This is a genomic window from Candidatus Methylomirabilota bacterium (genome assembly GCA_035315345.1).
In the GTDB taxonomy this organism is placed as follows: Bacteria; Methylomirabilota; Methylomirabilia; order Rokubacteriales; family CSP1-6; genus CAMLFJ01.
This window is the reverse complement of record DATFYA010000079.1, coordinates 24189-34087: the sequence shown is the minus strand read 5'-3', so window position 1 is coordinate 34087 and position 9899 is coordinate 24189. Positions and strand designations below refer to the sequence as shown.

Annotated in this window: 10 protein-coding genes; all 10 read right to left on the bottom strand. The window is 70.0% G+C overall.

The features are described from left to right. Positions 1 to 528 (bottom strand): cbb3-type cytochrome c oxidase subunit I (locus tag VKN16_09595; GenBank protein ID HME94455.1); only part of this gene is annotated, 528 nt, incomplete at its 3' end. Continuing rightward, complete coding sequence (locus VKN16_09590; protein ID HME94454.1) at positions 525 to 1505, bottom strand: c-type cytochrome; 981 nt, start codon at positions 1503 to 1505, stop codon at positions 525 to 527. The genes VKN16_09595 and VKN16_09590, both read right to left, overlap by 4 nt. Next, positions 1495 to 2670 carry a c-type cytochrome gene (locus tag VKN16_09585; GenBank protein HME94453.1) on the bottom strand — a complete coding sequence of 392 codons (1176 nt, stop codon included), beginning with the start codon at positions 2668 to 2670 and terminating at the stop codon, positions 1495 to 1497. The genes VKN16_09590 and VKN16_09585 overlap by 11 nt, the downstream gene beginning before the upstream one ends. Beyond that, positions 2667 to 4436 carry a GMC family oxidoreductase gene (locus tag VKN16_09580; protein ID HME94452.1) on the bottom strand — a complete coding sequence of 590 codons (1770 nt, stop codon included), beginning with the start codon at positions 4434 to 4436 and terminating at the stop codon, positions 2667 to 2669. The genes VKN16_09585 and VKN16_09580 overlap by 4 nt, the downstream gene beginning before the upstream one ends. A 2-nt stretch (positions 4437 to 4438) precedes the next feature. After that, a complete protein-coding gene (locus VKN16_09575; protein HME94451.1) occupies positions 4439 to 5167 on the bottom strand; it encodes a gluconate 2-dehydrogenase subunit 3 family protein in 729 nt (242 codons plus the stop codon). Positions 5168 to 5254: 87 nt separating this feature from the next. Continuing rightward, positions 5255 to 5377, bottom strand: coding sequence for a hypothetical protein (locus VKN16_09570; GenBank protein HME94450.1), 123 nt, complete (start codon positions 5375 to 5377; stop codon positions 5255 to 5257). A 24-nt stretch (positions 5378 to 5401) separates the two neighbouring features. Then, positions 5402 to 6208, bottom strand: a complete 807-nt coding sequence (locus VKN16_09565) for a VTT domain-containing protein (GenBank protein ID HME94449.1) — start codon at positions 6206 to 6208, stop codon at positions 5402 to 5404. Positions 6209 to 6213: 5 nt separating this feature from the next. Continuing rightward, complete coding sequence (locus VKN16_09560; GenBank protein HME94448.1) at positions 6214 to 6627, bottom strand: hypothetical protein; 414 nt, start codon at positions 6625 to 6627, stop codon at positions 6214 to 6216. A 71-nt stretch (positions 6628 to 6698) separates the two neighbouring features. Beyond that, positions 6699 to 9122, bottom strand: coding sequence for a glycosyl hydrolase family 65 protein (locus tag VKN16_09555; GenBank protein HME94447.1), 2424 nt, complete (start codon positions 9120 to 9122; stop codon positions 6699 to 6701). Further along, on the bottom strand, positions 9119 to 9880 hold the full coding sequence (locus VKN16_09550) for a beta-phosphoglucomutase family hydrolase (protein HME94446.1): 762 nt from the start codon (positions 9878 to 9880) through the stop codon (positions 9119 to 9121). Before VKN16_09550 ends, VKN16_09555 begins: the two co-directional genes overlap by 4 nt. Positions 9881 to 9899: the final 19 nt, after the last annotated feature.

The following is a 9899-nucleotide window of genomic DNA, read 5'->3' as shown; positions in this document are numbered from 1 at the left end:
GTTGAGGCCCGGCGAGAAGGTGGGGCCGGTGAGCGGCGGGTACATGAACCAGCCCCCGTCGGGCGCGACGCCGAAGAAGAGGCTCGAGAACACGAGGATCCCGCCGAGGGCGTACGACCAGTAGCCCAGGGCGGAGAGGCGCGGGAAGGGCATGTCCCGCGTGCCCAGCATGCTCGGCAGCAGCAGGACCGCGATCGCCTCCACGATCGGCACCGCGAACAGGAACATCATCACGGTGCCGTGCATCGTGAAGAATTGATTGTAGGTGCGCGGATCGAGGAACGTGTTGCCGGGGACCGCGAGCTGGATGCGCATGAGCAGCGCGAGCACGCCGGCCCCGAGGAAGAACAGGAAGCCGGTGCCGATGTAGAGCAGCCCGATGTGCGTGTTGTTGATCTCGGTGAAGAAGGCGAAGCGCCGCGGCTTCGACCACACCGCGTGTAGCCGTTCGAGGCCGTCGGGTCCGGTCGATTGCGGATAGGCCGGGGCCTCCACGGCGGCCGGCCCCCGGTCCCCGAGCCCGCTCATCGAAGCGAATCCAGGTACGCGGCCAGGGCCCGGAGCTGCCGGCCTTCGAGCTGGTCATAGGACGGCATGCCGTTGCCCGCCTTGAGGTGCTGCGAGCTGGCGATCCAGGCGGCGATGTTGCCGACCCCTCCCGGCAACGTGCCGGCGCCCAGGGTGCGCCGCGTGCCGAGCAGCGTGAGATCGGGTCCGAGCACGCCCCCGGTCAGGCCGCGCACGGTATGGCAGTAGCCGCACCCGATGCGCACGAACGCGTCGCGCCCCTCGCGCAGGAACGGCGTGGAGGGCTCGGCCGCGGGCTGGGCCAGGCTGGCCAGCCACGCGTCGAACTCGGGCCGCGGCAGCGCGATGACGTCGAACGCCATCAGGGTGTGCTGCAACCCGCAGTACTCGGCGCACTGGCCGCGAAAGACCCCGGCCTGGTCGGCCTGGATCACCATGCGATTGACCCGGCCGGGAATCATGTCCGTCTTGCCGGCCAGGCGCGGGACCCAGAAGCTGTGGATGACGTCCCGGGAATGGAGGAAGACCTCGACGGGCTCGCCGACCGGCAGCCGCAGCTCATTGGCCGAGGCCGCCGCCGTCGATCCGTCGGCCCGGCGGTACGACATCGTCCACCAGTAGAGCGATCCGGTCACGTCGACGGCGAGCCGGTCGGGAGACGTCGAGGTTCGCGTCTCGTGCCCGCTCTTCATGACGAACGGAACGAGCGCGGTGAGCGTCACGAATGGCAGCAAGACCCCGCCGCCCCAGAGGAAGAGGCGCCGATTCACCGGACGTTGGCGCGGCCGCACGAACGGCACGAGCATCACGATGGTCACCAGCGCGGTGACGAGGGCCGCGCCGACGTACATGAACATCCCGAGCCGGTGGATCGAGGCCGCGCCCGGGCCCGCGGGGTCGAGCGCCGACTGGGGCCCGCCGCACGCCGCGGTGAGCAGGCTCGCCCCGAGCAGCAGTCGCCTCAGATCACCATGCACGCGCTCGCTCCAGTGTCGAGAGAAACGCCGCGATGTCCCGCGCCTCCTCGAGCCTCAGCCCGACGTTCGGCATTCCGGTGTTCGGCACGAACGCCGGCGGATCCTGGAGAAAGGCCACGAGCGCGCTCGCGTTGTTCGGCAAGCCGCCCGCAATGAAGCTGCGGCGGGCCAGGCCGCCCAGCGGCGGACCGACGACGCCCCTCGCGGCCCGGATGCCGGGAATCGTATGACAGGCCGCGCAGCCGTGCGCGCCGCTGGCCACGAGGCGTCGCCCCCGCGCCGGGTCGCCGTCGCGCACGGGCACGTTGTAGATGACGCTGCTGGGCTGCTCCGGCGCGCGGCCGGCTGCCGGCGCGTCGGTCGCGGCTCCGCCGCCGGCGCCTTGCGTGCCTCCGGTCATCGGCGCGCCTTGCTCGACACCGGCGCGGTCGCGTCGAGACGGCTCGCCGGACTGGGTGGCGGATGGAATGCGCCCCGGGGCCGCTCGGCGGTGGAGTACCGACTGCACGATATCCGGAGGCCCGGGCCTGGGCGGCGGGAGGCTCGCATAGTATCGAGCAACCGCCGCGATGTCTTCGGGGGGCAGGGCCTTGGCAATCGCGGTCATCTGCCCGCTGTCGTCGTTGCTCCGTCCCCCGCCCTTCCAGGCGTTCAGGTCCGCGCTGATGAAGCTCGCGTCGAGACCGGCCAGGTACGGAGAGGTCGGAGGCTGGCCGACGCCGTCGGGACCGTGACAGTTCGCGCACGCCTGCACGCCACGCCGCGCGTCGCCGATGGTCGCCAGGAGTCGGCCGCGCTCGGACGGCGGCCCGCCGGCGCTCCGCCCGGGCGCGGGGGCCTCGAGCTGCGAGTAATACGCCGCGTAGGCGGCTCGGTCATCGCGCGACAGGATCCTGGCCATCGCCTCCATGGCCGGGTGCCGCCGGCGACCGGCGGCGTAGTCGTCGAGCTGCTTGGTGAGGTAATACCGCGACTGCGCCGCGATGCGCGGGACGCCCGTCGCGAGATCGGCCTCCCCCCGGGCCCCGTGACAGCCGACGCAGAGCTGCGCGGCGGGTGGCCGCTGCCGAAGCGACTGCCCCGAGGGCACGACGAGCTGCGCCTGCGCCGCCGGCGGCAGCACGCCCAGCAAGCCCATCATGGCGGCGACGATCGGCGCCCTCATCGGCGGATCAGGGGGCCGGGGGACTTGAGATACTTCGTCACGATCGCATCCGCCGACCAGTAGGCCAGCGCCCCCAGCGTGTCGGTGGGGTTGTAGCACGCGTTCTGTGGATAGTTCGAGGCGCCGATCACGAACAGGTTGGACACGTCCCAGCTCTGCAGATACCGGTTGACAACGCTGGTCGATGGATCGGTCCCCATGATGGTGCCGCCGCTGTTGTGCGTCGTCTGGTATTCCGTGATGTCGTACGGACCCTTGCGGGGGGACCCGGCGACCAGCCGGCCGCCCATGGCCTCACCGATCTCGATGGCCTTCCGGGTGACGTAGGCGGACATCTTGATGTCGTTCTCCGGAAAATCGAAGGTCATGCGCAGCAGCGGCTGACCCCACGCGTCCTTGTACGTCGGATCGAGGTCGAGGTAGTTCTGGCGCGTCGCCACCGACCCGCCGTGAACGTTGATCGTGGAGGTATGGTTGTAGTGGCGCACCACCGCCTTCTTCCACGCCGCGCCCCACGCGGGCGTGCCGGGCGGCACCGGATGGAACCCGATGGGACGGCCGTTCGTCATGATCTCCCCGATGTAGGCGCCGCCGATGAACCCGAGCGGGCCATGATCGAAGTTGTCTGACGCGAAGTCCGAGATGACGGTGCCGTTGGCGCCGGAGCGCATGAACGGATTGATGTTGACGCTCTCGTCGTAGAAGACCTGGGGGTAGCTCATCGTCTGGTACGCGTAGTTGCTTCCCACGACTCCCCGACCGGTGGTGGGGTCGTAGGGCCGCCCGATCTGCGAGAGCAGCAGCAAGCGCACGTTGTTCAGTGCGTAGGCCCCGAGGATGACCAGTCGCGCCCGCTGCTCCACTTCCTGTCCCTGCGCGTCGACGTACGTGACCCCCGTCGCCACCGTCCGACTCTGGTCGACGTTGATCCGCAGCACGCGACAGCCCGTGCGCAGCTCGAAGTTGCGGTCGTTCAGGAGCACCGGAAGCAGCACCGTCTGGGGAGACGACTTGGCGAAATGCTCGCAGGCGAAGCGCTCGCAGTACCCGCAGAACGTGCACGTCCGGAGGCTGAGTCCCTCGGGGTTGGTGTACGGCTGGCTGAGGTTGCACGAGGGCTGCGGGTACGGGTGGTACCCGAGGTCTTCGGCGGCCTTGCGGAAGATGGCCGAGCCGTACGGCTCCTTCTGCGGAGGAGTGGGATACTCGCGCGAGCGCGGGTCTTCGAAGACGTTGCCCCCCGGAATCTTCCGGCCGTTGAGGTTGCCGGCCTTGCCACTCACTCCCAGCAGGTACTCGAACCGATCGAAGTGGGGCTCCAGCTCCGCGGCGCTCACGCCCCAGTCCCGGATGGTGACATCGGCCGGAATGAATCCTCGCCCATAGCGCTCGACGAGACGGCTTCGCTGTCGAAAATCGTCCTCCTGGTAGCGGAACGTCTGGCCGTTCCAGTGCACCAGCGACCCGCCGAGCCCGGTTCCCGGCAGAAAGCTCGCCCAGCGGCGCATGGGCAAGGCGGTGTCGCGCACCGTGTGCCGGAACGTGAGCGTCTCCTGGGCGGTGTCCTGCATCAGCTCCAGGCGCGTCGCGTAGCGCAGCTCGTCGTGCATCTTTGGCCCCTGGAAATCCGGAACCGTATCGCGCGGCCGACCGCGTTCCAGACCGACCACGGTGAGGCCCGCCCGCGTCAGCTCGCGGCCGAGCACCGTGCCGACGAGCCCGACCCCGATCAGGACCGCGTCGACCTCACGGCGCGTCGTGGTCATGCTCAGTTCCGCTTCGGAGCCGGCTCGGGGTGCGCGTGGTCGCCGGCGCTCTGCGCCAGGCTCATGGGCGGAGGCTTGAACGCGATGCCGTGCTGGTCGACGAGCTCGTAGTAGTTGGCGTACGCTCCCGGAAAGCCGATGAGCTTCCAGCCCACCATGTCCTTGTTGCCGCCGTGGACCGGATCGGAGAAGAACCCCTCGATCGTCATCTCCAGCAGCGACCCGAAGAAGATGTTCGAGGGCACCCCGCCCAGGTCCTTCGACTCGCGCTCGAGGGTTCGCAGATACGCGTCCTGATCCTCGGCCGGCAGCTTGGCGAAGCTGCCTCGATTCGTCGCGCGAAGGTCCTCGATGATCGCCCGCATGGCGGCTCGGAACAGCTCGGCCGGGGTGAACCGCAGCTGGTACCCCTGCTCGGGCTTGCCGGGCTGCCATGGCCCACTGCGGTACAGGCGCTCGCCGCCACCCCACGCCCCGCCGAGCTGCCGGTCGAGGTACGTGGGAACGGCGGCCTCGAGTGCCCCCGGCCCGGTCTCGTCCGCGGGAATCAGCCGGGCCACCGCGGCCTCGACGAAGGAGGCCTCGTCGGCGTTGAAGAACGAATACGGCGGACGCGGCGGCGCGGGCCGCTCACATCCCGGCGCGACCGCGACCGCGGCCGCCACCGCCCCGGCCCCCTTGAAGAAGGAGCGGCGTGACATCTTCTCCATGTCGGCCTCCGGGTCGCTCACGCCCGATCCGCGGGGTGCGATCTGAAGCGGATTCTCGACACATTCGGGGTGCGTGTCAACGCCGAGCCATGCGCGAGCAGATGGTGGCTACGCGGCGGCCGCGTCGGTCGCGACCGGCTCCACGGGGAGACCGCGCTCGCGCCAGGCCTGAAACCCGCCCGCCAGGGGCCGGATTCGCGAGATGCCCTGCTTCCGCAACAGCAGCGCCACCCGGGCGCTCGTGGCCTCGTTCGGTCAGGAGCAGTAGAGCACCACGTCCCGGTCGCGCGGGATCAGGGCGCGGCGCTGCTCGAGCGCGGAGGGAGTCATGTGCACCGCCCCCGGGATGCCGATCGGCTCGGCCTGCACGTCCAGGTCGTGCCGGAGATCGATGATCGACACCGGCTCGCCCGCGTCCAGCTTCCGCACGAGCTCGTCGACGGTGATCCGCGCGATGCGCAGCTGGCGGAGGAAGAGCTGGCGCCGGGTGACCTTGACGCCCAGGTAGAAGCCGAAGGCGCCGGCGACGACCACGACCGCCCAGAGGCCCAGCCGCTCGGCGAGTGCGGCGGCCTCGGCGAGCTGGTCGTGAAGGGTGTAGCCCAGGCCGACGTAGAGCCCCACCCACAGCACGGCCCCGAGCACGTCGAACACCAGGAAGCGAAATCTCGGCATGCCGAGGGCCCCCGCCAGCGGCTGTCCGATGCTGTTGAGCCCGGGCAGGAACTTCGCGATCAGGAGGGCGCTGGCGCCACGGTGCGCGAACGTCTCCTCACCCCGGCGCACACAGCTGTCGGGCTCGATCGAGATACGGCACAGCCACTTCATGACTCGCTGGCCGCCGCGGCGGCCGACCTCGTACCACAGGAGATCGCCCACGACCGTGCCCGCCAGCGCCAGCGTGCCCGCGAGCCACAGACGGAGATGGCCGGTCCCGGCCAGGGCTCCCGCCCCGAGCAGCAGGGGCTCCCCCGGCATGGGCGGCACGAACTGCTCCAGGACCATGCCCACGAAGAGCGCCGAGTACCCGTACTGGCGGATGAACGCGTCCACGCTTTCCATGAGCGCTAGTCAGCTCGGTCCCCGTTTCGGCCGGGCCAGGCAATGGTGAGGAGCAAGACGCTGTCTTCCAGGGCCTCGACGTCATGAGCCAGGTCCCGGTCCAGGGCGAGCAGACTTCCGGCCGGCAGATCGAACGTCCGCTGGAGCGCGCGAAGCCGAATGTGGCCGCGGAGGGTGTGCACCGAGATGCGGCCCTCGGCCCGATGGTCCGGCATGCGCGCATTCGCCCGGAGCGCGATCAAGACGATGCGGAAGTCGTCGTACTTCACGAGTGTCTTGGCGTTCTGGTCACTCGTCCCCCGGGCTTCGCGGTCGAGCTGCTCGAGCTCTCGCGTGAGATCGAATTCCAGGAAGGGGCTGTCCATGGATCGCGGATGCGGTCTGCGGCGCTGCCCGTCGTCGTGTCGAGCCTCTGACATCGTGAGATCTCCTTCCATTGCCGAGCATGGCCAATCGCCCACCGATGATGGCGCCGCTCGCCCAGGCGTTGTCACGTCAGCTCGACGGCGCAGTGCTCGGACGCCGCCAGCTCGTACGTCTTGCCGTTGATCACGACGCGAATCGCGGGCGCCACGCAGTGCATCGCCTGCACCTGGATGGCCCGGCCCTCGAGCTCGATGCGCAGCGACTGCCCCCGGTAGCGCACCCACAGTCGCAGTCGCCCGAGCGCCTCCGGCAGGCGCGGGTTGAGCCGGAGGACGTCGTCGCGCAGCTCGATGCCCGTGTAGCAGCGCTGCAGGACGTCGACCGTGCCCGCCATGGCGCCGAGGTGGATCCCCTCGGGCGTGGTCCCGCCCTGGATGTCGGCCACGTCCGTCACGAGCCCTTCCATGAAGACGTCCCACGACGCCGGGCGGTCCGCCCGGGCCAGCACCCAGGCATCGGCCACGCGACTCAGCGACGAGTCGTGGACGCTGCGACGGTAATAGTAGTCGATGGTCCTCGGGATCGTCTGGGCGTCGAACGGGTAGCCGAGATGCTCGAACAGCTCGCGCAGCTCGTCGGACGAGAAGAGATAGAACAGCATCAGGACGTCCGGCTGCTTGGAGAGCTTGTAGTTGGCGGTGCTGTCGCCCTCGGCCTCGAGAATGAAGTCGAGCCGGTAGAGATCGCGGTAGCGCTGCCGATATCCCTCCCAGTCGAACTCCTCGAGCGCCTCGTATCCCTCGAACTGGCTCAGGATGCCGTCGGCGTGGAAGACCAGCCGCATCCGCCGGCTGATCGTCTCCCATCCGGCGATCTCCGCCTCGGTGAGGCCGAGCCGGTCACGCAGGCGATGGCCGACCGAGTCGGGCAGGAGGTCCAGCACCGCCCGCGCGCGCCGCAGCACCCACACCGCCATGACGTTGGTGTAGGCGTTGTTGCTCAATCCGGGTCGATCGGCGCCGGGATAGCGGTCGTGGTACTCGTCCGGGCCCATCACGCCGTGGATCCCGTACCGATCGAGTGCCGGATCGTAGGTGGTCGCGCTCGCCCAGAAGCGCGCCATGTCGAGCAGCATCTCGGCGCCGTAGTCGACGAGAAACTCGAGGTCACCGGTGACCTCGTAGTACTGCCAGATGTTGTAGGCGATGGCCGCCCCCACGTGCCGTTGCACGTGCGAGTGGTCTTCCATCCAGCGCCCGGAGCGCGGGTTGTAGAACTGGGTGTCCGTCTCCTCGCGCCCGTTGCTGCCGCTCTGCCAGGGGAACATCGCCCCGCGGTAGCCGGCGGCCCGGGCCGCCACCCGCGCCTCCTCGAGCCGCCGATAGCGGTACAGCAGCAGCGCGCGCGTGATCTCCGGCATGCGCAGGTTCAAGAACGGGAAGATGAACAGCTCGTCCCAGAACACGTGCCCGCGGTAGGCCTCGCCGTGGAGACCCCGCGCGGGCACGCCCACGTCGAGATCCCTCGTGTGCGGCGAGGCGGTCTGCAGCAGATGGAAGACGTGCAGCCGGACCAGGGCGGCGGTGGCGAGCCCGCCATTGCCGGGGGACACGGGCTCACCGTCGACCTCGAGCTCCACGTCGAACGTCGCCCACAGGTGCTTCCACGCCAGCGCATGCGCATGCAGCAGGTCGTCGAAATCCCCCGCGCGCGCGAGCGCGGTGCTCGCGTCCAGGCCACATTCGCTGATGGCGTGGTCCCGTGAGGTGTAGAGCGCCACCGTCTTCCCGATCCGGACCGGCCGCCCCGCGGTCGCTTCGACGACGATGTCCCGCGCGATGTATCGCGGCTCCTCGGTGACCCGGCCCGGGTCATCGACCGGCCGGCCATCCACGTCCACACGAAGCCGGGCCGCCTGCGCGATCACGACCTCCGACTGGTGCGTCCGCACCTTCAGGAAGAGGCCGTCGCGGCGGGCGCGTGTCGTGACGATCGGCACCAGATGGTCCTTGGCGAGCTGCCGATACCGCGCCACGAGATCGTTCACGACGCGGGCGTCGAGCGCGGCGCGGATCTCGAGCGGGCCCGACCAGTCCACCGGGGTGACGATCGTCTCGAGCGCGGCCAGGTGGGGCGACGCCATGGAGACCAGCCGGCGGCTCTCCACCCGTGTGGTACGGCCGGCCCGGTCGCGGACCTGCAGATCGCGCAGCAGGATGCCGCGCCGCAGGTCGAGCTCCTGCCGGTACGACAGCACCTCCACGTCGTGCAGGGAGAACCACGGCTCGCCGGGGCGCCGGAACGTCGTCGGCAGCCAGTTGGGCGCGTTGACGAGATCCTCGTGCTCGAGGGTGCGGCCCTCGATGACGCTCGGCAGGCGGTCGTAGCATCCGGCGATGTAGGTCCCCGGATAGTGCACGGAGTCCGCGGCGCTCTCCGCGGCCGCGCCGCGCGTCGCGAAATAGCCGTTGCCGAGCGTGCACAGCGTCTCGCGCAGCCGCTCCTGCGCGGGGTCGAACCCTTCGTAGACGAGCGCCCAGCCGGTCACGAGGCGGCCCGGGCCCGCGGCGTGAGTCGTATGGTGCCGAGATCGGCGACGACGACATGCGCGCCATGCTGTCGCAGGCCCTCGGCGTGGTCGGCATCGCCCACCCCCACCACGAGGCCGAACTCGCCGCGCCGACCGGCCTCGACGCCGGCCGTCGCGTCCTCGAAGACGACGCTCCTCGCCGGCAGCACGCCGAGACGGCGCGCCGCCTCCAGGAACATCGCGGGGTCCGGCTTGCCCGCCAACCCGACGCGCGCGGCCAGGGCACCGTCGACGCGCACCTGGAAGAGGTCGGTCAGGTGAGCGACGCGAAGGACCCGCGCGGTGTTGCGGCTCGACGAGACCACCGCGGTCTTCACGCCCTGTGCGCGCGCCTCGCGGACCAGCGCGATGGCCGATTGGTACACCGCGATGCCCTCCCGCTCGAGCAGATCGAGGAAGTATCGATCCTTCCGCTTGCCCAGCCCGTGCACGGTCTCGGCGGTCGGTTCGTCGTGCGGGGTGCCCTCGGGCAGGCGGACGTTCCGCGAGACCAGGAAGTCGCGGACTCCCGCCCGGCGCGGCTTACCGTCCACGTAGGCGCGATAGTCGACCGCGATGTCGAACGGCACGAACGGCGCGGAGCGACGCGCGGCGTCCGCGGCCAGGTACTCATCGAAGAGCGTCTTCCACGCGGCGGCGTGCAGCTCCGCGGTCCGGGTGATGACCCCGTCCAGATCGAACAGGAACGCATCGAACGCCGACAGGTCGATGATCATCGTGGTCACCGTGCATGGT

Bases quoted from the DNA above. Each gene is read 5' to 3' on its own strand.
- VKN16_09565 (HME94449.1), bottom strand. From the start codon at position 6,208: ATGGAAAGCGTGGACGCGTTCATCCGCCAGTACGGGTACTCGGCGCTC.
- VKN16_09585 (HME94453.1), bottom strand. From the start codon at position 2,670: ATGAGGGCGCCGATCGTCGCCGCCATGATGGGCTTGCTGGGCGTGCTG.
- VKN16_09580 (HME94452.1), bottom strand. From the start codon at position 4,436: ATGACCACGACGCGCCGTGAGGTCGACGCGGTCCTGATCGGGGTCGGG.
- VKN16_09550 (HME94446.1), bottom strand. From the start codon at position 9,880: ATGATCATCGACCTGTCGGCGTTCGATGCGTTCCTGTTCGATCTGGAC.
- VKN16_09560 (HME94448.1), bottom strand. From the start codon at position 6,627: ATGTCAGAGGCTCGACACGACGACGGGCAGCGCCGCAGACCGCATCCG.